Here is a 25,663-nt window from a genome sequence, read left to right on the forward strand (position 1 = left end):
GAACCTCTTTTGCGCAGCGACGACTCGTTTGCCGGCGCGCCCAAAAACAAAAAAGAATGCGCCGTCGGTGGTAACTTGCGAGTAAGGGTATCAAAATTTAAATACCTTTACTTTCTTTAATTTTTGAAATGGAAACCAAAAAACGCCTGTACTTACTCGACGCCTATGCCTTGATTTTCAGAGGATATTACGCTTTTATCAAAAACCCGACCATCAATTCCAAGGGCATGAATACTTCGGCAATTGTGGGTTTTATGAATTCGCTGCTCGACATCATCAAGCGCGAAAAACCCGATCATTTGGCCGTAGCGTTTGATAAAGAAGGAAGTACGGTGCGCACGGAACTGTTTCCGCAGTACAAGGCCAATCGCGACGAAACGCCCGAAGCCATAAGCCTTGCCATTCCGTACATACACGACATTTTGCGCGCCATGCACATTCCGATCATCGAACTTGCCGGTTGCGAAGCCGACGATTTGATTGGCACCATCGCCAAACAAGCCGAACAACAAAATTATCAGGTGTTTATGGTTACGCCCGATAAAGATTTTGCGCAGCTCGTAACCGAAAACGTATTTATTTACAAACCCGCACGCATGGGCAACGGCATCGAAATCTGGGGCATTAAAGAAGTACAAGAACGCTTTGGCGTAGAACGTCCGGAACAGGTAATCGACTTTCTAGGCATGATGGGCGATGCTGTCGACAACATTCCCGGACTTCCCGGCGTGGGCGAAGTAACTGCAAAAAAACTGCTCGCCGAATTCGGTTCTATGGAAAATTTGTTGGCTAACACCGACAAGCTGAAAGGCAAAATGAAAGAAAACATTGAAGCTAACGCCGAACTGGGAATACTTTCGAAAAAACTCGCGACCATTTTGGTAGATTGCCCCGTAACCTTTAACGAAACCGACTACGAACTGAGCAAACCCGATTTCGAAAAAACGCAAGCGCTGTTTCATGAACTCGAATTTCGACGTATGGCCGAACAATTCGATGCTATTTTTCGAACCGACTTCTCGGCTGTAACCAACGCCACCGAACAGAAAGAAGCGCAACTGTACCGCAAAGCCAAACCAAATCTCACAGGACAAATCGACCTATTTGGCGGCGATACCGATATGGAAAGCGCCACCGGTTACAGCTTGTACCAAAACATTGAAAACACCGAACACCACTACCAATTGGTAAATACAGACTTTGCCAAGAAACTGTTGCTCGACCATTTGCTCAAACAAAAAACCGTAAGTTTTGATACGGAAACCACCGGAATCGACGCCCAGCAAGCCGAATTAGTTGGGATATCGTTTTCAACCGAAAAAGGAAAAGGTTATTATGTGCCTATTTCTGAAAATCGCGAACAAGCCGAAGCTGAAGTACGCTATTTCGACGCCTTTTGGCAGAATACGGAGATTGAAAAAGTGGGTCAGAATATTAAATACGATTTAAAAATCTTGGCACAATACGGAGTTCGAATTGCCGAGCCCTGCTTTGATACGATGTTAGCGCATTATCTGATTAACCCAGACATGCGTCATAATATGGATGTATTGTCGCAAACCTATTTGAACTACGCGCCGGTTTCCATTGAAACGCTGATTGGAAAAAAGGGTAAAAATCAGAAATCGATGCGCGAGGTCGATGTAGAAGTAATCAAAGAATACGCCGCCGAAGATGCCGATGTAACTTTGCAATTGAAGAACGTTTTTGAACCCAAATTGCAAGAATCGGAAACAACAAAACTCTTTACTGACATCGAAATGCCGTTGATGCCCGTTTTAGCCGACATGGAACTAACGGGCGTAAAGCTGGATATTGCTTTTTTGAAAGAAATGGAATCGGAAATTGCTACGGAAATCAGTTCGTTGGAACGAAAGATTTACGAGACTGCCGGCGAGACTTTCAATTTAGCGTCGCCTAAACAATTGGGCGAAATTTTGTTCGACAAAATGAAAATTGGCGGTGCAAAGCAAAAGAAAACGAAAACCGGACAGTATGCCACGGGCGAAGAAATATTGTCGTATTTGGCGCTTACGAGTCCGTTTGTACAAGACATACTCGATTGGCGTCAATTGGTAAAACTACAAAGTACGTATGTTACGGCACTACCGACTCAGGTAAATCCAAAAACGGGTCGGATTCACACCGATTACATGCAAGCTGTGGCGGCAACCGGACGTTTGAGTTCGAACAATCCGAATTTGCAAAACATCCCGATTCGTACCGAACGCGGTCGTCAAATCCGAAAAGCTTTTGTGGCGGGTTCCGACAAGCACGTGTTGTTGAGTGCGGATTACAGTCAGATTGAATTGCGTATCATTGCAGCTCTAAGTGGAGAAGACACGATGATTGAAGCGTTTAGAAACGGCGAAGACATTCACCGCTCCACGGCTTCGAAAGTATTCGACATACCGGTAGAGGAAGTAACACGCGAACAACGCAGCCATGCTAAAACGGTAAATTTTGGAATTATTTACGGCGTGTCAGCTTTTGGGTTGAGCAACCAAACTACCTTATCGCGATCGGAGAGTGCCGATTTAATTAACGCTTATTACCGTACCTATCCCAAATTAAAAACCTACATCAACGACCAGATTGAGCACGCACGCGAATTGGGTTATGCACAAACTATTTTTGGGCGTCGCCGGTACTTAAAAGACATAAACTCCGGAAATGCGGTGGTTCGTGGTGCTGCAGAACGCAATGCGGTAAACGCTCCGATACAAGGTTCGGCCGCCGATATTATCAAGATTGCGATGATCCGCATTCACAAAGCGTTTGCAGCTCAGCAATTGCAATCGAAGATGTTGCTCCAAGTACACGACGAATTGGTGTTCGATGTATTGGAATCGGAATTGGAAGTGGTGAAGCAAATTGTAAAGTCGGAAATGGAAGGTGCAGCCAGCTTAACGGTTCCGTTAGAAGTTGAAATGGGCGTGGGTAAGAATTGGTTGGAGGCGCATTAGGATATTTTCTTACGGATGCGTCAAAAATTTTGAAACAATATTTTACACTAGAATTTCTTTAAAGGAGCGAGTATACGTTATATTTTTTTTGAGCGAAAAAGAAAGTTTTGATACTCGAAAAATTAAAATAACGTGTTGATTTTAAGGTTTTAACAAGAGGTAATATTGCAATATTACAAATGAAATAGTACCAAGCCTAATAAAATCCCTTTTACAAAATCAACATTCAATTCATACCATAAAAAAAGGCTCTCTTTCGAAAGCCTTTTTTGTTTTACAGCGGGAACTAATTAACCTAAAGCAGCGCGCTTAAATCCAGTTACTACTAGATCCGGGTTAACTGTTTTCACGTATTTAGCTACGCTAAGTTCACCGTCTTTGATGTAATCTTGGTTCACCAAAGTATTGTCTTTGAAGAAACGTCCCAATTTACCTTTTGCAATGTTTTCGATCATTGCTTCTGGCTTACCTTCTTGACGTAACAAATCTTTAGCGATTTCTATTTCTTTATCGATGGTTTCTTGGTCTACACCCGCCTCATCTAAAGCAATTGGGTTCATTGCAGCTGCCTGCATAGCCACGTTACGAGCTGCTTCTTCAGCACCTTCTACGTTTGCAGAAAGCGAAACGATGGTTGCAATTTTGTTACCTGCGTGGATGTAGCTTCCTACGAAAGCACCGCTTAATTTCTCAAACGTACCGATTTCGATTTTCTCACCGATAACACCTGTTTGCTCGATTAATTTCTCTGAAACGGTAATTCCGTTGAAATCGGCTGCCAAGAAAGCATCTTTTGAATCGAATTGAAGTGCTAAAGCAGCTAAATCAGTTGCTAATTTTACGAAACCTTCGTTTTTACCTACGAAATCTGTTTCACAGTTCAAGGTAATAACAACACCTTCTGTCTTATCAGCGTTTACAGCAGCGATTGCAGCTCCTTCGGTTGATTCGCGATCCGAACGATTTGCAGCTACTTTCTGACCTTTTTTACGAAGGTTTTCGATAGCCAAGTCGAAATCGCCATCTGCTTCAACAAGCGCTTTTTTACAATCCATCATACCGGCACCGGTAAGGGTTCTTAATTTATTTACATCTGCAGCAGTAATTGTTGCCATGATATTTTTAAAGTTTTAGGTTTATGAATTAAATGTGCAAAATTCCGACCTTGTTGAGAGCTTTCGTTCGTTAGGGCTTTATCAAATCGTTAAATCTGAGCCTGGAGCGAAACGCAGAACAAAATCGGAATTTCTAGAAATTTATGCTTCGCTGCTTGGTTCTTCCACAGAAGTTGCATCGCTCTCAGGAGCTTCTACTACTTCTACTTCAGCCTCAACAGCTGCTTCCATTCCCTCAGCATCGTCTACAGGAGCATCTGTATTGCGGTTTGATAAACCGTCGATAATAGCTGCGGTAACTAATGAAAGGATTTTTTCAATCGATTTAGAAGCATCGTCGTTGGCAGGAATTACGTAATCCACTTCACGCGGATCCGAATTCGTATCTACCATTGCGAAAACCGGAATGTTTAATTTTTGTGCTTCTTTTATTGCGATATGCTCAGCCTTAATGTCGACTACAAACAAAGCTGCTGGTAGGCGCGACATGTCGGCAATAGATCCTAAGTTCTTCTCAAGCTTCGCTCTAAGACGATCAATTTGCAATTTTTCTTTTTTCGAAAGCGTGTTAAAAGTACCGTCTTTCTTCATTCTGTCGATAGACGACATTTTCTTAACTGCTTTGCGAATAGTTACAAAGTTGGTCAACATACCACCTGGCCATCTTTCAGTGATGTACGGCATGTTTGCTGCCAACGCTTTTTCTGCAACGATGTCTTTCGCTTGCTTTTTAGTAGCTACAAATAAAATTTTGCGGCCTGATGCTGCGATTTTCTTCAAAGCTTCATTAGCTTCTTCGATTTTTGCAGCAGTTTTATATAGATTGATAATGTGGATACCATTACGCTCCATATAAATGTAAGGAGCCATGTTTGGATCCCACTTTCTGGTCATGTGTCCGAAGTGAACACCGGCTTCCAGTAACTCTTTAACTTCTACTTTGTTTGCCATTTTTGAAATAGTTTACGTTCTGTTGAATTAGCAATGGTCCTTTTAGAGATTGCGAAATTTTGAGATTTTGTTTTTGCCCCGATAACTATCGGAACCAACTTCTACTCTCCTAGGCTTCATTTAGATGCTAAACTAATCTCTCTTTTCAGAGAAGTGCAACAACAACTTGATTTTTAAAAATTGAATAATATTAACGTTTAGAGAACTGGAATCTCTTACGAGCTTTCTTCTGACCGAATTTCTTACGCTCTACCATTCTTGGGTCGCGAGTAAGTAAACCTTCTGGTTTCAAGATTGCACGATTTCCTTCTCCTACTTCGCACATTGCACGAGCAATAGCCATACGTACTGCCTCTGCCTGACCAGTAACACCACCGCCGTACACGTTTACTTTAACGTCGTAGCTAGCTGCATTTTCAGTCATAGTCAACGGCTGTAATACTTTGTACTGCAAAGTAGCTGTTGGAAAATACGTTGTAAATTCTTTTTTGTTTACAGTAATGGTTCCGTTTCCTTCCGAAACGTAAACACGGGCAACTGCAGTTTTACGTCTGCCAATTTTGTGGATAACTGCCATTATTTAAGATCGTTTAGGTTAACGGTTTTAGGTTGCTGAGCCGTGTGTTTGTGCTCGCTACCAACAACTACAGTAAGATTTCTGAAAAGTTCAGCTCCTAATTTGTTCTTAGGCAACATCCCTTTAACAGCTTTTTCAACTAAAGCAGCAGGATTTTTCGCCTGTAAAACTTTAGCAGTAAGGGTTCTTTGACCTCCTGGGTAACCTGTATGACGCATGTAAATTTTGTCGTCAAGCTTGGTTCCAGTAAGGTTGATTTTCTCTGCATTGATAACAATTACGTTATCCCCACAGTCAACGTGTGGCGTAAAACTTGGCTTGTATTTACCGCGAAGAATCATAGCAACCTTCGACGCTAAACGACCCAAGTTATGCCCCTCAGCATCTACAACAACCCACTCTTTGCTCACAGTGGCTTTGTTTGCAGACACAGTTCTGTAACTTAATGTGTTCACAATAATTAATTTAAATTAAACATTCCGTCCGCACCCGTTTTTCGGGATTGGGGTGCAAAAGTACAAATTATTTGCCGACATACAAATGCAAAAGTTTTGTTCGTTGCCGTATTTTTGGGTGTGCCGCCGCAAACGGTGGTGCTTTGAAGAAAAAATCTACTGCGGCGGCGCGCCCTACGTTGCAATTCGGCTGGTTTCGGCGGGCTTTTTGTCTCGCCAAACGGGCTCCCAAGGTCGCCTTTTGGCAGCGCAAACGCCACACCTCAACGACACCTCATTTCCACTGCGGTCGCTCACACGGGCATATATTATATAAGTAAGTGCTCCTTTTCAACATCTGTTTAATCTAACAACACAACTTACACACGAAAGACTACAGACAAAAAAATTAAAAAAAAATGAAATTTACGGAAAACCCGTAACCGACTTGTTTCTCGGACTTGTAAATTAGCATAAAAATCTGGAGATTTTTCCAAACACTTTAAATTTTACAAACCATGAAAAAATTATTTTTATTCGCCTTAATCTTCTGTAGCTCAGTAGCTGCAGTGGCACAGTCTGCCTTGCCTGCATTCAACAACAGTAAAAACCCTCACAATAAAGCAGGTTACGATTTTTACCTATTTATAAACAAGCACGTTGCCTTATTGCAAGAGAAGAAAATAAGCCCAGATGAGCTGCGAGACTTACTTACGAAGTCGACTTACCCATACAAAGGTGTAGCCACAGAAAAACAAACTCAGGCTTACTTAGGTACATTAGAGAAGCTTACATTCTCTAGTTCAGAAGCGGTAAATATTGAAAACAGTATTCTAGCAAAACCTGTAACCGCCGACTCGAATGCCATACTTTATCAAGTTGCCTTACTCAAGTGGAGTGCTTTTGCATTCGAATCTATGTCCAATTCCGCCAGATGCCTTGCTTGTATCGAAGCATGCGGAGACCGATGTATGAGAAAGAAAGCAGCCAAACTAAGCACTGGAACCATCTCAGAAAAAGTTTTTTTCCTTTTAGAGTGTGGCGCAAAAGTTTTAACCTGGTATGCCGACTGCTTAGGCGATTGCATTGAAGATTATAGATCACATTAACCTTAACCAAAACCTTTAATTATGAAAAATCTCCAGAAATTTGAAATTGCAGCATTAAGTATAATCTGCGTTGCCGCATTCTTATCTAACAAAGTTGTAGGCCTGACCGCAATACACGTTGTTTTGTCATCTTTACTCAGCTTGTATTTTTTTCCAATTGCGCTGTTCATTAAACAGTATAAACCGCTTAATGCAAGATCCGTATTTTCTCTTTTAATACTGAGCTACAGTATTTCACACACTGTTTTTGCAAGATACAGCGCTACAAATTACCAAGATTACGTATCGCTTTCACTACTGCTCTTAAATGTGTATTTTACCTACCATTTCTCGCATCAACAAGATTACCGAAAATACTTGCATTTCTTAGCTATTATTTTAAGCGGCTTAGCTTCAAGTTTTGTCAGCTAGAATAAAAAATACTTATGAGTGATAAAGCTTAAATCTTCAATGCAGTTAAATCTGATAGTCGTTACTAACAATTCAAAAAAACATAGATATCAAATTAGCTTTTTGTTCGAAAAAGATCAAAAGCCATCGAACCTGAGTTTTTTAACCAGCAAGCCACGCGAGTTCAATAAGAATATTAGCATTTCTCATGCAAAAATTAAACTACCAACTTAGCTTAAGGACGCTTGTCAGCAAGTCGCTATGTTTATATACTAACTTAGCTCAACGCAATTCAAGAAAAACTAGAAATTTGATATGTAAATAGAACAATCAATTTATGAGCAACTTTTGACGCGCTTATTGAATTAAACCTACAATTTTTATTAGTAACGACTATCTATTTTTAAACTAGTGTAAAGAAAGATTCTAAATTGGTGAACCACATTACAGGAGAAAACTTTTTTTAAACCAAATCTCAAATCAAATTGCGACTTTTGGCATAACTATCAACTAATCTTCTGTTCTTTACATGCAAAAAATCAACCGTTTTACAGGCCGCTATTGCTCCGTTTGGTTTTTGACTATCGCCTACCTTTGCTGTTCCTTTGCAACACGCATATCCCTTTTTCTATGGGCCGCACCCGAGTCTGAATATTCTGTCGGCGCCATTTTAAAAACTTTTTCCTACGGATTTCTTTTCGATTTTATCACTGCTTGCAGCGTTAGCCTCCCTGCTATTCTTTACAATACACTGCTACCGAATCCACTCATCGGAAGTAAACTCGATAAAACGCTTACATACATCTTTACCTTTCTTACACTTTTTCTCCTCTCATTTACTACTTTGGCTGAGTTTACCTTTTGGGAAGAATTTAAATCGCGATTTAACTTTATAGCAGTCGATTACCTGATATACACCCACGAAGTTATTGCCAACATAGCCGAATCCTACCCGCTGCCGCTGCTGTTTGCTATTGTACTTCTTACCGCACTGCTCGGTATGTACTTCATTCATAAGCGAAAAGGATTTACCTCTGCGTTTTCTTCAAAAGCAAGTCTAAAAACACGATTCATTGTACTTGCTTCTGTAACTGCTGTAGTGGTTTTAGCCACCGTCGGCTTACAAAACACCGACGCCGAGTGGTCGGCAAACCGCTACAACAACGAATTGTCTAAAAACGGCATCTATTCCTTTTTCGCTGCCTTCCGCAACAACCAAATGAAATACAGCGAATTTTACAAAACCATCCCAGAAAACGAAGCCTTCGATTTGGTTCGAAACGAACTGCAACAAAACAACAGCAGGTTTCAATCCAATGGCTTGAGTATTCATCGAGCGGTTAATTCACCAAATCCGAGTAACGAAAAACCCAATGTCGTTTTCATATTGGTCGAAAGTTTGTCGGCAAAATTCTTAGGCAGCTACGGAAACAGCGAAAACCTGACGCCAAATCTCGACAAACTCGCCACCAAAGCCTGTCGCTTTACCAACATGTTTGCAACCGGAACACGAACCGTTCGAGGTATGGAAGCCGTAACGCTGTGTATTTCGCCTACACCCGGACAAAGTATCGTTAAACGACCCAAAAATGCGGGCTTGTACACCGTATCGAATGTTTTCAAATCCAAAGGATACAACTGCAACTTTTTTTATGGCGGCGATGGCTACTTCGACAATATGGATGCCTATTTCGGTAGTAACGGTTTTAATATCTTCGACCGCGGACGTGGTTCGATACTTTCCGACGACATTAAAACAACACGCACACTGATCACCGACAGTCAAGTAACTTTTGAAAACGCTTGGGGAATATGCGACGAAGACATTTATAACGTAATGCTCGAACAAGCCGACAAGCAGTACGCGTCCGGAAAACCGTTCTTTAATTTCGTCATGACAACTTCAAACCACCGTCCGTACACGTATCCGAAAGGAAAAATCGACATTCCATCTGGTACCGGAAGAAACGGCGCGGTAAAATATACCGACTATGCGCTCGGAAAACTGTTCGAAGCCGCACAAAAGAAACCTTGGTTTAAAAACACGGTGTTTGTAATTATTGCCGACCATTGTGCGTCTAGCGCCGGAAAAGACGAGATAGATATTGTTAATTATAAAATTCCTGCTTTCATTATAGGAGTAGAGAAACTCGGACAACTGCAAATTACCAAGCAATGTTCGCAAATCGATTTGATGCCCACACTTTTTGGGGCGCTTGATTGGAATTACGAATCCGACTTTTTTGGCGAAGATGTTTTAAATCCGCTTTACCACGAACGGGCTTTAGTAGCCACGTATCGCAAATTGGGTTACATTAAAAAAGATGCCGTGGTTATCCTTAGCGACCAAAAATCAGTGAATCACTACAAATGGGATAACGACAAAAATACGCTTACTAAGGCGGCGAAAAATCCGAGATTGGAACGCGAAGCCATAGCTTGGTATCAAACCGCCGACTATCTTTTCAACAATAACAAACTCAAATAGAACTCTAAAACTTTACGGAATCAGCGCTAGATTAAAAGATTGACTTAAACACTTTACGTCGAATTTGCACTACATATAAACACTTCTTAAAAGCGAGATTTTTCATTATATTCGTCGTCAATCTTTTACCGATGAAATCTAAAGCTACACTCAAACAAATTGCCAAAGATTTAGGCGTTTCCGTTTCTACTGTTTCCAAGGCTTTAAACAACAGCCCGGAAATTAGTGAACCTACGAAAATCAAAATTCAAGAATTTGCAAAACTGAAAAACTACAAGCCTAATGTTATTGGTTTGAATCTAAAAAACAGATCTACCCGAACTATTGGCGTAATCATTCCAAATATTCTCAATCCGTTTTTTGCCAAAGTTTTCTCCGGTATTGAAAAAGTTGCCGACGAGAAAGGCTACAACATAATCACGTGTATTTCGAACGAATCGATTCAAAAAGAGATTCACGCCTTGGACGTATTGAGCAACGGTACCATCGACGGATTTATCCTTTCAGTGAGCGAAGAAGCGCAAAAGGAAGAAGAATATGGCCATTTTGCTGAAATCATCAGCAGCGGAACGCCGATTGTAATGTTTGATCGCACAGCTGAGAGCATTGCCTGTGATAAGGTTGTTGTAGATGATTTCGAAGCAGCAGTAAATGCCGTACAATATCTGATTGATACTGGTTGCAAAAACATCGCTTTAGTTTCATCAATCGACAATCTAAGCGTTGGTAAACTTAGAGCAAAAGGCTACTTCGCTGCACTTACCGATGCAAAACTAGAAGCCAAAGACGAGTTGGTTTTACTTACTGATAACGAACAGCGTTTTGATGCCGAACTAGCCGGTGTTTTCGAACATAATCCCGATGCTTTTCTTGCCTTAGACGAGCATACCTCAACAGCGGTAATGAAAATGGCAATCAAAAAAGGCTACCGCATTCCAGACGAATTGCAAGTCATTGGCTTTGCCGACGGCATTTGGTCGCGACGATTAACGCCGAGTTTGTCGACAATCTCGCAACACGGACCCGAAATCGGCGAAGCAGCGGCAAAAATGTTGATCGATCGCTTGGAATCGAAAGAAAATTTAAAACCAACTACACAAATAATACGTACTGAATTAAGAAAGCGCGACTCGGTTAAGAAATAGTTTTTCTGAAAAACGGCACGCAACCTTATTCGCTTTACAACATCGTCATCCTATGAGAACTCTTTTATTCGCCTGTTTTTTCTTTTTGTCGTCGCAGTTGTTGCAAGCACAAACAACGCCCGACATTTTCGATGTGGCTCGTTCGGGCACGGTCGAAACACTTAAAACACTGTTAGCAAAAGACAAGTCGTTAATTAATGCTGTGAGTCCGCAAGGATACACACCGCTCCTTTTGGCTACGTATCGCGGAAACAACGAAGTGGCGAATTATTTAATTGACAACGGCGCAAACATAAACTTGGCAACCGGTTTCGGAACCATTGTAATGGCAGCGATAGTGAAAAAAAACACAGCTGTTTTAGAAAAACTCATTGCCGCTAAAGCCGATATTAATGCTGCCGACGATAACGGATTAACACCATTGATGCTTGCGGTACAATTTAAGCAGTTAGAAACTGTGGCACTGTTACTCAAATCGGGTGCAAAAAAAGACAGTAAAGATAAAGCCGGTAAAACCGCTTTTGAATACGCCACCGAATCTGGAAACGACAACTTAATAAAACTCCTAAAATAAAAACTCTATGCAAAAAACTACTTTATTACTACTGGTACTGTTAACGGTATCTGGATTTTCACAAACGAAATCGACAGGAACCGTGCAGCTTTTGTCGAATACAACAGCAAAATTAGATTTAGACAGCGCAACGTCTACAGCAACTTTAACCTTGACAGGCCCGAGCGACAGGTGGTTTGCTTTACAGTTTGGCTCTTTTGATGGACCACCTGCTGGAGAAACAGATGGTGGAGATGGTATGGCTGCTGGCACAGATTTTGTTTTTTGGAACGGAACAGAAATTATTGATGCTCGGCATATTGGATATGCACAGATACCTTCAAATGATACCGTGAACAATTGGATAACTGGAACAGTTACGCCAAATAGTCCTTCTGCTGGATTAACAACAGTTGTTGCAACTCGACCATTCACTGGAGACGCAAACGATTATACCTTCAACTTTGCGAATTCTTTAATTGACTTTGCCTTTGCAAGAAGAAGTAGCGCAGGGTTTGCTCTTAACAATCATAACCCTTCAAATAGAGGATATGCAATTAATGTGCCTTTCACAACTCTTGGCGTGGAAGATTTTTCTCTAAATGCTGCAACGGTTTTCCCAAACCCTTCAAACGGAAATTTCACAGTGAAATCAAAAAGCGACCTTGAAAAAATAAATGTGTACTCACAAACCGGAACATTTATCAAAACTGTTGATGTTACTAACAATGCGCAAGAAGTTGAAGTAAAATTAAGCGGACTTGCAACAGGCGTTTACTTAATCGAATTGCAAAATGCTTCTGAAAAAGCTTGGAAAAAAATCGTTATCAAATAGTACGATTTAAATTAAATAACAGAAAAGCCAGCTGATTAGTCGGCTTTTTTTGTTACGATTGCCCCTGTGAGCGGTGGAAGCGGCATCCTGCCAAAAAATCGCTTGCGTTTTTTGGGAGATACAGCGGACGACGCGACCCGACAGTGGGGACAGCTCGGGCGGAGGGGCACAGCCAAAAAATAAAATTCAGCATTAAATAACATCAAAAAAGAGCCTTCCTAACGTATTTATTCGCTGAGTTTATATCTTTGAAACCAAACAGCAAACAGATGAAAACGATTTTTGATTTTAATTTCGCCAACGAAAAGGCACTAATTCGTGTGGACTTTAACGTTCCGCTTGACGCGAATTTCCAGGTAACCGACGCCACGCGCATCGAAGCGGCAAAACCCACTGTAGATAAAATTTTAGCCGACGGTGGAAGTGTGATTTTAATGTCGCATCTCGGTCGACCAAAAGGCATCAACGATCAATTTTCATTGAGACATATCGTTGCTAAAACTTCGGAGATTCTTGGAGTTCCGGTACATTTTGCGAGCGATTGCCGTGGTGAAGTTGCGCAACAAGCTGCTGCGAATTTAAAAGCGGGTGAAGTTTTGCTCTTGGAAAATTTGCGTTTCTACAAGGAAGAGGAAGCTGGCGATATTGCCTTTTCGAAAGAATTAGCTGCATTGGGAAGCATTTACGTGAACGACGCATTTGGAACGGCGCATCGTGCACACGCATCGACAACCATTATTGCACAATTTTTCCCCGAGAAAAAATGCTTCGGAACCCTGTTGGCAAAAGAAATTGAAAGTTTAAATAAAGTATTGAAAGCGGCCGAGAAACCTGTTTTGGCCATTTTAGGAGGAAGTAAGGTTTCGTCGAAAATTACAGTAATCGAAAATATTCTCGACAAGGTTGACGACATGATTTTGGGTGGCGGAATGACCTTTACGTTTATAAAAGCTCTGGGTGGCGAAATTGGCGACTCGATTTGCGAAGACGACAAACTGGACTTAGCTCTTGAGATTTTGGAAAAGGCAAAAGCGAAAGGTGTGAACATTCACATTCCGGTTGATGTAGTGGCTGCAAACTCGTTTTCAAACGAGGCACAAACGCAAATTTGCGATGTACGCAGCATCCCGAACGGCTGGCAAGGCTTAGACGCCGGACCAAAAACCTTGGAACAATTTGGGGCTTTGGTATTGAAATCGAAAACCATTTTATGGAACGGACCGCTCGGTGTTTTTGAGTTTTCGAACTTTGCGAACGGAACCATTACTTTGGGGAATTTCATTGCGCAAGCTACAGCAAACGGCACATTTTCGTTGGTTGGCGGCGGCGATTCGGTTGCGGCTGTGAAGCAATTTGGACTGGAAGAAAAGATGAGTTATGTATCGACAGGCGGTGGTGCTATGTTGGAGATGTTGGAAGGAAAAAGCTTACCGGGAATTGATGCTATTTTAGAATAAGTTTTAAATAATCGGCAAACTTTAGCGGTAGTTGTTTCGTGCAACTGCCGCTTTTTTTTGCTTAATTAACAATAAAAAAGGTTAAAAGTGGTTTATAGACTAGGTAAAATAAAATTCTAATTGCTAATTTTGCATATATTGAAGTTTTTTGTCGTTTGTGGCTAGCTATTTTCTTTTGCCACAGCAGCCCATGATCGGAGATTGGTACAGTTTTTGGCAAGACAAAGTAACCTCAGAAACAAACATTATGAGAATACAAAAAATAGTTGTTACTGCTTTATTCAGCTTGTTTGCGGCGCCGGTTGTTTTGGCGCAGGACGTGGCGGTTAGCGGTTCAACTCCCTCGAAACAAACAGCAGCTCAGTTCTTAGATAGCATCAAAAAAACTTTTGTTACCGACAAAATGGCTTCGTGCGTAGACAGCCTGTGGTTGAAGGAACTCACGAGTCTTGATTTATATGCAGATTTATCGGCAGATATTAAAAACATCGACTTAGACGAAAAGGTTGAATACAACTTATCGACTGAATTGTTAAAGAAACGATTAAAAGAGCTCGACGCAAAATCGCCTTTTAATATTGAATACAATCCTGGTTTAGAGAATTTAATTAAATCGTGGTTGAAAAACCGCAAGCGTGCCTTTGAGCGCTTGATGGCCGTTTCTGAATATTATTTCCCTTTATTTGAAGAAGCGCTTGCGCGGAAAAATGTACCGCTAGAAATAAAATATTTGGCCGTGGTTGAATCGGCATTAAACCCAAAAGCCGTTTCGCGCGTGGGTGCAACAGGTTTGTGGCAGTTTATGTACCAAACTGGAAAGCAATACAATTTACACATCGATTCGTACGTAGATGAGCGCAGTGACCCATTAAAAGCTAGCGACGCTGCAGCACAGTACATGAGCAATATGTACCGTATTTTTGGCGATTGGGATTTAGTACTCGCTTCGTACAACAGCGGACCAGGAAATGTTGCTAAAGCGATTCGCAGAAGCGGCGGACAAGAAAATTACTGGAATATTCGTCGGAATTTACCAAAAGAAACGCAAGGTTATGTTCCTGCTTTCTTGGCAACGATGTACATTTACGAATACCACAAAGAACACGGAATTGTTCCGAATCGCGCTATAATCAAGCATTTCCAAACAGACACTGTGGGAATCCGCAAACAAATTAGCTTCAAACAATTATCTGATTTGTTGGATATTCCGATCGCGCAATTGCAACTTTTGAATCCGTCGTACAAGGTAAATGTTATTCCTACCTACACAAACAAGATGCATTACTTGCGTTTACCTGCCGATAAAGTAGCTTTGTTTACTTCAAACGAAGATAAAATTTATGCTTACGTAGAATTTGAAAACGCACGTCGCGAACGCCCATACCAACAATATCTAACGGCACGCGACAGCAGCCGAGTTGCCGCCCGCGATTCGATGCCTAAAGATGTTTCGACAAAAACAAAATACCACAAAGTACGTCGCGGTGAAAACTTAAGTAGCATTGCCAATCGGTACGATGTAAGCGTTGCACAATTAAAGAAATGGAATAAGCTGCGGAGCAACACCGCACCTTTAGGTCGAAACCTGCGCATTTACAAAACGGTTGCCGCAGAAGAAAATACCGCAGTAGCCGATGCTTCGAATAACGAAAAAGAAGCGAAAACGGAAGTTTCGAGTTCGCAAAAAGTTAGCGACACGGCGGTTTCAGACAACAGCGAACCGCAATTGTACACGGTACAAGCCGGAGATAACTTAAGCAGTATTGCACGCCGATTTAACGTTACTGTTGCCGATTTAAAGCAATGGAACAATATGGCCGACAACAATGTAAAGTTGAACACCCAACTTAAAATATTAACTGCTGAGACAGCTGAAGAATTGCGCGAAAACGCCGTTGCTACGCAGGAAATTACTCATGTTGTTGTGGCCGGCGACAATTTAGCTGCTATAGCTCGTAAACATCAAGTGAGCGTTGCCGATATTCAAAAATGGAATAATTTAAGCGGAACACAAATTGCTGTTGGCGCCAAATTGATTATCCAAAAAACCGACTTAGGTGCAAAATCAGAAGTAGCTGCTAATAAACAAAAATCGCGTTCGGAAAGCTATTTAGTTCGCAAAGGCGATTCGCTTTCTGCAATCGCGAAAAAGTATCCCGGTGTAACGGTTTCCGACATCAAGAAGTGGAACAAAATCAGCGGCGACGATCTTAAACCAGGTATGCGTTTAAAAATCAAAGGAAAATAGTACGCTGTTTCGAGGATTTAGCAACGTGCCTGCATTTTGAATACGCTGTTCGGTCGTTCTGTTTCGAACTAATTCGTAGCTTTGAGTTCCTTAAAACCTGAGCAATTATAACTTTTGGGTTTTTAGAATTATTGGTATGCGACAATCATCCCTATTGTGCTTTTTAGCCTTTTTGCTTTTTGCTTGCGCAGATCGCGACTCAACTGCATTGCCACAAGCTACGGGCGCCGTAAACTCGTTATCGGTAGTAATTCCCGATCAGTTATGGGATGGTGAGATTGGCGATAGTATTCGTAAGAAATTTGCCGCTCCGGTCGACGGACTTCCCCAAGAAGAACCACAGTTTACGATAAATCAGTATCCGCTTCGTGCGCTCGATGGCAGGCTTACGGCACGTAACGTTCTAATCATCAAGAAAGAGGATCGAAGCGAATACAAAATGGTTCGAAATGAGTTTGCCGAACCGCAACATGTGGCGCACATTTCTGGCAAATCGATTCCGGATATCATCACCGTGCTCGACGAACATGTAAACGGCATCGTTAGCCAGTTTAAAGCAAACGAAATTGCGTATTCCCAGCGAAAAATCGACACCAGTAAATTGGAAACCGAGCTGCTCAAAAAACGATTTAAAATCGATTTACTGATTTCCAACAAATACAAAGTGGCACTTTCTAAACGCAACTTTATATGGTTTAAACGCGAGATTTTATCGGGTAATACCAGTTTAGTTGTGTATCGCGTTCCGACTTCAGCGATTTTCAAGGGAGGAAATGTTGCTGGGAATATCATTCGCGTTCGCGATTCGATTAGCAGAAAATACATTCGCGGAAAAGAACGCGGAAGTAAAATGCAAACCGAAGAATCTTATGCGCCGTATTTTGCCGTCGGACGTTTGAACGGTAGAAGAATTTACGAAACCAAAGGAACTTGGGAATTAAAAGGCGATTTCATGAACGGTTCGTTTATCAATTTTGCCATTCGTGATAAAAAACGCAACCAATTTGTAATTGTAGAAGGCTTTTGTTATGCGCCGTCGACAGAGAAGCGCGACCTGATGCACGAACTGGAAGCCATGATAAAATCGGTAAAATTATATTGATGGAAACACCGCAATGGCTGGTTAAGCCTTTCGACGAATTAAGTACACAAAACTTGTACGATATTCTGCATTTGCGCGCTAAAGTATTTGTCGTAGAACAAGACTGTCCGTACTTAGACGTCGATCATTACGATCAAAAATCCGTGCATTTAATGGGCGTTGCCGACAATCGTGTGGTTTGTTATTGCCGACTTTTCGATGCGAGAAATTACTTTGAAACGGCTTGTATCGGACGTGTAGTTATTGATCCTGAATATCGCAACAAAAAATGGGGACATCTCCTGATGACCGAAGCGATTCGGGAATTGTATCGCCTTTTTGGCGTGCAGCGCATCGAAATTTCTGCGCAGTGTTATCTGGAGCAATTTTATGCTTCACACGGATTTGTGACCATTAGTGAGATGTATTTGGAAGACAACATTCCGCATGTACGAATGCGCTTGGATCCTAAATCTTCGTAATTACCAACTCAACCCGACGATCGTACTCGGCGCCTTTCCCCAAAGGAACGGTATTTCCGTAGCCTTTAAACGTCATTCGTTTTTTATCGATTTTCTTAAAAATCAAATACTTGTAAACGCTTTCGGCACGGTTATGACTTAACTGTCGTTTACGCGTTTCTTTATCAATTGCTTCTTTTTGATAGGGCGGCGTACAGCACACATGTCCTTGAATTTCGAAATGCAAATTCTTGTACTTCTGTAACAAACGCGCTACTTTATCTAAATCGGTTTTCGACTTAAACGTTAATTTTGAACTACCGCGTTCGAATAATAAGTTTTCGAGGTAAATATGGTCGCCAACCACATGCTTTTTCTGTATGCTCGTGTAGAATCCGGGCAGCTCAATTTTAGGAAGTGGTTTTAAATTGATTACCACATCTACTCTTCTGTTCTTGGAGCGAACTTCAGGCAGGTTCTCCACCACATCGTCGTCAATTAAAATGCGTCCTTTTCCTTCAATGGTAACAATGATCTTATTCTTGATGCCGTTGTCGATGAGCTTTTGTTTGATGGTATTGGCGCGATTTGTCGATAACTTAAAGTTGTACGCTTCTTTTCCGACATCGTCGGTGTAGCCAAAAATTTGAATAGACTCAATTCGTGTAGAATCGGTTTGTTTAATGAAGTTCACCACGTCGGTTTCTTGCTTGGCATCGAGCGAAAACTTATCGAAACCGAAATAAATGGAATGTACTACTTCTTCCTGAGCTTGTATAGTAGTAGTTAGTAACAGGAATAAAAACATCCAAAATCTCATAGTTATTTTTTTAAGATTTTATTGTACGAAGCAGTGTTTGCCAATAATTCTGTAGCCTTTTTGATTTGCGTATCGTTGGTTAAATAATACTTATACAAACCTTCTTTATAGGCGTAGCGTTTGATTAATTCGTCGATAATCAACTTGCTGATTTCACCTTCATATTTATTGAGCTCTACATCCTCACTACGCTGAATAGCTGCTAGTAATTGCTCGTATTCTTTAGCAATGCTTTGATCGAGTTTTTCTTTTTTTGCCGATTCCAATGTTTTTCGCAATGCTACTTCTGTTTCCGTATCAAAATTGATTTTATTGGTTTTCAAAAACTGCTTAAACTCGGCGTATTTCGCAGAAGTGAAATTAGGAATACCATTCTCCGGAATCGGGTTTTTGTAGTAGTAATCGGTAGCATAGCGAAAAATACCGTCGTTTTTCTGAAGTGCGGTGGCAATGTAGCTCATCTTAGCTTCGGGCAGTTCTACATCGGGTTGAATGCCGCCGCCGTCGTAAACCGTTCTGCCATTTTTAGTTTTGAATGCATTGTATTGCGAAGCATCTGTACGAATGGCTTTTCCATCTTTATCTTTTCGCGAATAGTCCAATGCTTGGATACATCTGCCCGAAGGCGTATAATAGCGAGAAATAGTGACCTTCACTTGAGTTCCGTAAGTTAAATCGATGGGGCGTTGCACCAAACCTTTCCCGAAACTGCGCGTTCCAACCACTACGGCACGATCTAAATCTTGCAAGCCACCGCTCACAATTTCCGAAGCCGAAGCACTTTTTCCATCGACCAAAACCACCAACGGAATTTCAGTATCCACCGGCTCTTTAGCAGTACGATACGTATTGTTGTGCTTCTCTACTTTCGATTTCGTCGTTACAATAATTTCGCCTTTCGGAACAAATAAATTGCAAACGTTTACGGCTTCGTTAAGCAAACCTCCCGGATTTCCGCGCAAATCCAAGATGATTTTCTTAGCACCTTTTTCTTTTAACTCTTCTAATGCCTGTTTGGTTTCAGCAGATGCTTTTTGGTTGAACTGACTAAGTACGATATAACCTGTCGTAGCATCGACCATATCGTAAAACGGCACTGCTTTTACTTCAACTTCGTCGAGCGTGAGTTGTGCATCGTAAATTTTCCCTTGACGGCGGTACTGAATCGCAATTTTAGTTCCTTTCGAACCGCGGAACAACTGGCTGGCGTCTTCTTCATACTCGCTGAGCAATACATCGCCCACTTTCACAATCTCGTCGCCCGCTTTCAAACCGGCTTTGTCGGCAGCGTAACCTTTGTACGGTTCGCGCACAAAAACAATACCGTCCTTGCGCAAAATAGCGGCGCCCATACCGGTATACTCGCCGGTATTGTTGATTTTATACCGAACCACGTCACCTTCATTAAAGTACGTGGTGTACGGATCTAAATCGGCCAACATGCTTTTAACGGCTTTGTCCATCAAATCAGCTGGACTGAGCTCGTCCACATAATTCATGTTCACCGTTTTGTACAATTCAGTGAAAATCTCCAATTGTTTGGCGATTTCAAAAAAATCGTCTTTAAACGATGTTGTTGTATAAAACAATCCTGCGGCGGCAATGCCCACCAATAATCGTTTTTTATAAGAGCTGACCCAAGTTGTAAAACGGTTCATCTATAATTTTATTTAAGCTTTGTTTTCGGGATTTTCAATACCCACTTCCGAAGACTTTTGTTGCATATCCTGTGCCAATTTATCGAAAAGCTTGCAGATAACTAAACGCAATTTTTCAAATTCAAGTATTTCGTTTGATTGATACAGCAACATGACTTGTAGGCGACGGTCTTCACTTCCGCGTAAGCGATGCTGTTCCAAACGATAACACTCTCGCAATAAGCGCTTTACTCTATTTCGAAGCACGGCGCGTTTGAAATGTTTTTTTCCTACGGTAACGGCAACTTGAACACCTGGATTCTCGCTATTCTCGACACGATAAACGGCGCGAACCGGAAAAATAGCCTGACTTTTTCCCGATTGAAATAAGGCGTCGATTTGCTTGGTACTTTTGAGCTTGTCGGCCTTTGGATATGTAAACAATTGTTTCATGAAGCTCGCAAATTTACACATTAACACCCGCTTTTGCTTTCATTTTAGTAGTTTTACAACTTATGAGAGCTTCAGCATTATACATACTGTTGTTTTGTAGCTTTTTTACAACAACACTTCAGTCTCAAATTTACAAACCTAAATACATCGAAATTGCCGCTGGTGCTGGAAATGAAATAAGTAATACCGATTATTCATACAGCAATCGAACGCTAAAACTTGAGGCATTTTTTCAAGTTCACCACACCGAAAAATGGAGTTATGAAGTGTTAATTCAACCCGAATTAAACTTCGCCAAACACCAACTACTCAACTTGTATTTTGTAACGCCCGACGAACCCAACTTTGAGGAACTGCGCGACCGCTACACCAAATTGAAAGATATTCGTGAATATGCACTCGGCATCGGATTTATCGCACGCCGACATTTGTCGAAAAAATTCGATGTTTACGGCTACTTATCCGTTGGTCCCATGTACAACGACTCCCAAACCGAACGCCTGTCTCGCGGATTCGCCTTCGCAGATGTTTTTGCCGTCGGACTCTCCTATCACGTAAAAAATCTACGATTCGATATTCGACCCAACTTCAGACACACCTCAAACGCAGGATTGCAAAGCTCGAACGCAGGTTTTAATACTTTAAATTGCGACATTGCTCTGGCCTTTAAAATCCGATAAAGCAACCTACTTTTGCGAAACTTGTAAACTCAACCGCTATGATGACCTACGAACAACTTCTTTCGCTACAAAAGCAAGGCGATACCAAAAACCGATTGCGCCGCGACGAAGACGAAACCCGCATTGGCTTCGACGTTGATTACGACCGCATCATTTTCTCGCGGCCGTTTCGAAGTTTACAAGACAAAACTCAGGTCATCCCGCTTTCGAAAACCGATTTTGTACACACACGCCTCACCCATTCGTTAGAAGTTTCGGTGGTTGGACGCAGTTTAGGACGTGCCGCCGGTGCAGCTATCCTTAAAAAATATCCGTATTTGGTGCATGAACACGGCTATCAGGCGCAAGATTTTGGCGCAATCGTAGCTGCTGCTTGTTTGGCGCACGACATTGGTAATCCGCCTTTTGGGCACTCGGGCGAAAAAGCAATTGGAGCGTATTTTGAATTTGGAAAAGGCGCGCAATATCAATCCGAAATGACAGCTGCTGAGTGGCAGGATTTGATTTGCTTCGAAGGAAATGCCAACGGTTTTCACGTATTGTGTGGCGATCGTGCCGGCGTTGAAGGCGGTATTCGTCTAACGTACGCTACGCTCGGTGCGTTTATGAAATATCCGAAAGCATCGCTTCCGCACAAACCTACCAAAGAAATCTCCGACAAGAAATACGGTTTTTTTCAAGCCGACCAAGCCTTTTTTGAAGAAGTAGCTACCGCATTGGGACTACTCCGTAAAGACCGCGAAGAAGTGGCTTTTCAGAGACATCCGCTTACTTTTTTGGTGGAAGCCGCCGACGATATTTGCTACACCATCATCGATTTTGAAGACGGCATAAACCTGGGATTGATCTCGGAAGATTTTGCTTTGGAATACCTCATTCGATTGGTCGAAGACAAGCTCGATCGACGCAAATTCGCGCAGTTGCAATCCAAAGAAGATCGCATCAGTTACTTGCGCGCGGTGGCCATTGGCAGTTTAATTCAAGATGCGGTTCAGTTATTTTTACAGCACGAAAGCGAGATTTTGGCCGGTACTTTCCACCGTTCGTTGATGGAAAAAAGTAAGTACAAAGCGCAAATCGACGATATTATTAAGTTGAGTATCGACAAGATTTACCGTTCGCGCGAGGTTACCGAAAAGGAAATCAACGGCTACGAAATTATTCAAACCTTGCTCGATGCGTTTATCACGGCTTTAGAGCGCCAAGCGGCTGGTAACGAGCGCAACATCGACACTTTAATTTTACGTTTGTTGCCCGAACGTTTTCAAGATACCTCAGCCCCGTTGTACCGCCGTTTACTCTCGGTTTGCCACTTTGTTTCGCTGCTCACCGACAGCAATGCCGTGCGCTTATACCAAACCGTAAAAGGACTTTCGGTATTGTAATTTGGGCGGCATTTCGCGCTGTTCGTTGCAATAAAAGCGCACAAAAGCGGTTCGTGCTGGCTTTGTCTGGGGCTTCCGCTGGTTGCCCATTCAAAACCGCTCTCATACGCTTTCGTTGCGCTTTTATTTTCACTGCCATCACGGCCGCGGGCGAACGTTACCTAAAAATGTACTTTTTCTAAAAGTTATTTTCTTTAATAGGAAAACTAAGATATCATCTAATTGATTTTCAATTTTTTACTGGAGGTAATATTGCAATATTACGTATGTTAAAAAACCACATAAAAACAGACGAATTTTTCGGTAACGACTTTGCGGCCCGGATTGCAGCGAAAAGCCTTTTGATAAATGAGGCATACAAAAGTGCGTTGGGCGTGGCGACCTAAGAAGCCGCGACCAACGTTTACTTTTGTGCCTTATTTGAAAAAGCTTGTAGCGAACAGCCGGAAATGCCGCCCAAATAAAAAAACCACAGCTACAAAATTGCGGCTGTGGTTTAGTTGTGCTCGAATTTTCGCTAGTTGCGTTACTCGAAACAAACTTTATTACTTCGAGTAGTATCGAATTACTCTTTGTATTTAGCGATGTTTTCGATGTATTCGGTTAGCTCATCGGTTGATGATGAAAAGCTAAACACATCGTTTACTTGGTAGTAATTGTCTTTATCCACGCAGCTTGCGTATGCAGCTTTAGCGAAATCTAACTTGTTTTGCTCAAACGAAAAGATGTTGATGAGTTCGATAATTTGTGCCGTTGACAAGCACTGAGCCGCTGCAATTTGTTTAGCTACCTTCATTTGTGAATCGGCAAACGATTGTTTTTCGACAGACTGTTTCGCTTTTTGAAACTCCGTAGCCGACATTTGCACGGTACAGGTTTTTGCTGTTTTTGGTGTCGACTTTGGTGTCGACTTTGGTGTCGACTTAACTACTTTAGGTTTATCGGTGATATCAATATCTTCTTCAGAACCGATGGTACGCGACGGTTTGATTGGCGTTGTGGTTTTTGTTGTTACTGTAGTAGTGGTTTTCACCCCGCCAACGTTCATATTAACATTAACGTTATCGTCGGACTCGCTGATTGTTGTCGTTGTATTTAAACCGCCAACATTCATGTTAACATTAACGCGATCGTCGGACTCCTCGATAGTTGTTGTAATACCCACACCTACTGTATTTACATCGACCGTTTGGGTAGTAGTTTCCGTGTTTTTCTTCGGTGTACTTTTCACAGTTTGAGGTAGCGGATTCTCGGTTTCGTGGAATTTCACTACTTCGGCGGTTGCGGATGGTTGCTCGGTATCGTTATCAAAGCTACTTACACGCAATTTGTACTTTCCTTTTTTATCTTTTTTGATATTATAGGTAACGTTCATTCGTTTCTCATCGTAATCGATTAAAGAAACATTTTCGTTGATTGTTGGAATACTGCTGTCTTCAAAAATGATTTTTAGCAAGTAGTTTGGCTTTTTTAAATCGGTTATTTGCACGTTTGTGGATGGCGAATCGTTTTGTCTAACGCCATCTAGAATTACGTAAAAGCGTTCGCCTTCTTGTGAAAACGTGGTAATTGTGCTTGTTTGTGCAAAATATAACTGCGAAAAAAACGCAAATAAGAGTACTAATTTTGTTTTCATATTTTATAGTTTATTGTTGTGCTGGTTTAAGCAAATTAGGTATGATGAACGATTGTGGGGCAAAGTTAATTTGGCGTCCGTAAATCATTTTTACATCGATTAATTGTTTTTGAAGTGCTGGAATTTCGTCGGCATAATCTAGGATTTTGTCTGCTAAATCATCGGCGTGATTTTTATAAGTACAAACAAGTTTTGTGTAGTTGTTTGCAGAAACGATTTCTAAATCGCCACCAAAATTTTTATCGGCTTTTAGTTTTGTACGAAGCGTTCTTAGGTCTCTGAAAGTTCCCGAATTATAGAATCGAATTTCGTAAGGTGTTCCTGAATTTACCCAACTTCCGATATAGCCAGTTACCATAGCGATTAGTTTAGAAAAATTTAAATCGACCGCTTGATTTAACGCTTGTACGGTATTGGAGCTGTTGCCAGCTTTTGGTAAGCTTTCCAAACTAATAGAACCTAAACCTTCGCCGGTACAGTTATCGAATGCGCGTGCTTGAAACGAAACTTTTTTACCTTGCGAGATATCGAACGCGCCTTTAACTTCTGAGGTAGTTAACTGACTCACTAGAATAATGAACTGTGCATTAGATAAAACTGCCAACTGTTGTGCGTAGCTTAACTGCGCATTGCTTTCTTGCAACAAGTTACTTCTTTCTGTTTGCAAGGTTTTTAAGCGCGATTGATCTACATAACGGTACGATCGTTCGGCTAAGAAGCTGTTGATGCGATCAACGGCAATTTGCAAGTCTTTCTTTTCGGTTTCGTTTTGTACGCTGGGATCTACCATTACGAGAAAGCGCACGCCACCGATTGTTTTACTTAAGAGTTTAAAATCGGCTTCCAAACTATTTGTAGTTACTTCGGCCTGCACGGTAACTTCGAAACGGTCGGGAAACGGAACTTCTTTAGTAACGGAGTACTTTTTAATATAGCCCGATGTATTTGATGCAATAGCATCGGAAATTACCATAAAGTTCTCGACTCGTGTTTCCGAGCGCAAGCTCACACCTACTGCTTGAGAAACGGCGTTTCTAAGAGCGTCTTGTAAAGCGTCTGCTTTGTTTAATCCGCTGCCTTTTGCTTCGACAGCTTGTTGAGAAAATGCGGCAGTACTTATGAATATAAATAGAAGAAATTTGATTTTCGCTAGTATAGAATTATTCATCTCTTTTGATTTAGATTTCAGTTTATTTACTTAACCCGTTGGGTGAAATTATTTGAAGTAAAATAAATTGAACA

The 25,663-nt window shown here is 41.5% G+C and carries 21 protein-coding genes; 12 read left to right on the forward strand and 9 right to left on the reverse strand.

From position 1 onward, the window contains the following. Positions 1-128 precede the first annotated feature (128 nt). Positions 129-2,966, forward strand: coding sequence for a DNA polymerase I (gene polA / locus CHX27_RS04525; RefSeq protein WP_094485575.1), 2,838 nt, complete (start codon positions 129-131; stop codon positions 2,964-2,966). A 290-nt stretch (positions 2,967-3,256) separates the two neighbouring features. Here the strand turns inward: polA and tsf are convergent, their stop codons facing one another. The 4 genes from tsf to rplM all read right to left on the reverse strand — a co-directional run bounded on the left by tsf (position 3,257) and on the right by rplM (position 6,064). Continuing rightward, positions 3,257-4,081: a translation elongation factor Ts gene (gene tsf, locus CHX27_RS04530; protein ID WP_094485576.1), complete on the reverse strand. Its 825-nt coding sequence runs from the start codon at positions 4,079-4,081 to the stop codon at positions 3,257-3,259. Between the two features lie 141 nt (positions 4,082-4,222). Continuing rightward, the gene (gene rpsB / locus CHX27_RS04535) at positions 4,223-5,032 is read right to left on the reverse strand and encodes a 30S ribosomal protein S2 (protein WP_094485577.1); all 810 of its coding nucleotides are present in this window, start codon (positions 5,030-5,032) and stop codon (positions 4,223-4,225) included. A 190-nt stretch (positions 5,033-5,222) separates the two neighbouring features. Beyond that, the gene (gene rpsI / locus CHX27_RS04540; protein ID WP_094485578.1) at positions 5,223-5,609 is read right to left on the reverse strand and encodes a 30S ribosomal protein S9; all 387 of its coding nucleotides are present in this window, start codon (positions 5,607-5,609) and stop codon (positions 5,223-5,225) included. Next, positions 5,609-6,064, reverse strand: coding sequence for a 50S ribosomal protein L13 (gene rplM, locus CHX27_RS04545; protein ID WP_094485579.1), 456 nt, complete (start codon positions 6,062-6,064; stop codon positions 5,609-5,611). The genes rpsI and rplM overlap by 1 nt, the downstream gene beginning before the upstream one ends. Before the next feature lie 497 nt (positions 6,065-6,561). Between rplM and CHX27_RS04555 the strand changes: the two genes are divergently transcribed. The 9 genes from CHX27_RS04555 to CHX27_RS04600 all read left to right on the forward strand — a co-directional run bounded on the left by CHX27_RS04555 (position 6,562) and on the right by CHX27_RS04600 (position 17,831). Then, positions 6,562-7,152, forward strand: coding sequence for a hypothetical protein (locus CHX27_RS04555; RefSeq protein ID WP_094485581.1), 591 nt, complete (start codon positions 6,562-6,564; stop codon positions 7,150-7,152). 919 nt (positions 7,153-8,071) lie between these two features. Beyond that, the gene (locus CHX27_RS04565; RefSeq protein WP_094485583.1) at positions 8,072-10,030 is read left to right on the forward strand and encodes an LTA synthase family protein; all 1,959 of its coding nucleotides are present in this window, start codon (positions 8,072-8,074) and stop codon (positions 10,028-10,030) included. 131 nt (positions 10,031-10,161) lie between these two features. Beyond that, positions 10,162-11,175: a LacI family DNA-binding transcriptional regulator gene (locus tag CHX27_RS04570; protein WP_094485584.1), complete on the forward strand. Its 1,014-nt coding sequence runs from the start codon at positions 10,162-10,164 to the stop codon at positions 11,173-11,175. Positions 11,176-11,227: 52 nt separating this feature from the next. After that, the gene (locus tag CHX27_RS04575; RefSeq protein WP_094485585.1) at positions 11,228-11,749 is read left to right on the forward strand and encodes an ankyrin repeat domain-containing protein; all 522 of its coding nucleotides are present in this window, start codon (positions 11,228-11,230) and stop codon (positions 11,747-11,749) included. Positions 11,750-11,756: 7 nt separating this feature from the next. Next, complete coding sequence (locus CHX27_RS04580; protein ID WP_094485586.1) at positions 11,757-12,563, forward strand: T9SS type A sorting domain-containing protein; 807 nt, start codon at positions 11,757-11,759, stop codon at positions 12,561-12,563. 269 nt (positions 12,564-12,832) lie between these two features. Beyond that, the gene (locus CHX27_RS04585; protein ID WP_094485587.1) at positions 12,833-14,020 is read left to right on the forward strand and encodes a phosphoglycerate kinase; all 1,188 of its coding nucleotides are present in this window, start codon (positions 12,833-12,835) and stop codon (positions 14,018-14,020) included. A gap of 247 nt (positions 14,021-14,267) precedes the next feature. Continuing rightward, complete coding sequence (locus tag CHX27_RS04590) at positions 14,268-16,268, forward strand: LysM peptidoglycan-binding domain-containing protein (RefSeq protein WP_094485597.1); 2,001 nt, start codon at positions 14,268-14,270, stop codon at positions 16,266-16,268. Between the two features lie 136 nt (positions 16,269-16,404). Further along, positions 16,405-17,370 carry a DUF4837 family protein gene (locus CHX27_RS04595; protein WP_094485588.1) on the forward strand — a complete coding sequence of 322 codons (966 nt, stop codon included), beginning with the start codon at positions 16,405-16,407 and terminating at the stop codon, positions 17,368-17,370. Beyond that, positions 17,370-17,831 (forward strand): GNAT family N-acetyltransferase, encoded by a 462-nt coding sequence (locus tag CHX27_RS04600; RefSeq protein ID WP_094485589.1) that lies wholly within the window; start codon positions 17,370-17,372, stop codon positions 17,829-17,831. Before CHX27_RS04595 ends, CHX27_RS04600 begins: the two co-directional genes overlap by 1 nt. On the opposite strand, the gene CHX27_RS04605 is transcribed toward CHX27_RS04600, so the two are convergent. The 3 genes from CHX27_RS04605 to rnpA are packed head-to-tail and all read right to left on the reverse strand — an operon-like array spanning position 17,818 to position 20,720. Next, the gene (locus CHX27_RS04605; protein ID WP_094485590.1) at positions 17,818-18,630 is read right to left on the reverse strand and encodes an OmpA family protein; all 813 of its coding nucleotides are present in this window, start codon (positions 18,628-18,630) and stop codon (positions 17,818-17,820) included. The two genes, CHX27_RS04600 and CHX27_RS04605, sit on opposite strands and share 14 nt — an antisense overlap. Before the next feature lie 2 nt (positions 18,631-18,632). After that, positions 18,633-20,288 (reverse strand): S41 family peptidase, encoded by a 1,656-nt coding sequence (locus CHX27_RS04610; protein ID WP_094485591.1) that lies wholly within the window; start codon positions 20,286-20,288, stop codon positions 18,633-18,635. Positions 20,289-20,300: 12 nt separating this feature from the next. Then, positions 20,301-20,720, reverse strand: coding sequence for a ribonuclease P protein component (gene rnpA, locus CHX27_RS04615; protein WP_165764439.1), 420 nt, complete (start codon positions 20,718-20,720; stop codon positions 20,301-20,303). Between the two features lie 62 nt (positions 20,721-20,782). Here rnpA and CHX27_RS04620 point away from each other — a divergent pair, with 62 nt between their 5' ends. Beyond that, entirely contained in the window at positions 20,783-21,400 is a 618-nt protein-coding gene (locus CHX27_RS04620; protein ID WP_094485593.1) for an acyloxyacyl hydrolase, read from the forward strand. Between the two features lie 41 nt (positions 21,401-21,441). Continuing rightward, on the forward strand, positions 21,442-22,785 hold the full coding sequence (locus tag CHX27_RS04625) for a deoxyguanosinetriphosphate triphosphohydrolase (RefSeq protein WP_094485594.1): 1,344 nt from the start codon (positions 21,442-21,444) through the stop codon (positions 22,783-22,785). A gap of 565 nt (positions 22,786-23,350) precedes the next feature. On the opposite strand, the gene CHX27_RS04630 is transcribed toward CHX27_RS04625, so the two are convergent. Both CHX27_RS04630 and CHX27_RS04635 read right to left on the reverse strand, forming a co-directional pair. Next, the gene (locus tag CHX27_RS04630) at positions 23,351-24,421 is read right to left on the reverse strand and encodes a DUF4476 domain-containing protein (protein WP_094485595.1); all 1,071 of its coding nucleotides are present in this window, start codon (positions 24,419-24,421) and stop codon (positions 23,351-23,353) included. Between the two features lie 10 nt (positions 24,422-24,431). After that, a complete protein-coding gene (locus CHX27_RS04635) occupies positions 24,432-25,589 on the reverse strand; it encodes a hypothetical protein (protein ID WP_094485596.1) in 1,158 nt (385 codons plus the stop codon). Positions 25,590-25,663 lie beyond the last annotated feature (74 nt).

Origin of the sequence: Flavobacterium aurantiibacter, assembly GCF_002251775.1 — a bacterium.
GTDB lineage: Bacteria > Bacteroidota > Bacteroidia > Flavobacteriales > Flavobacteriaceae > Flavobacterium > Flavobacterium aurantiibacter.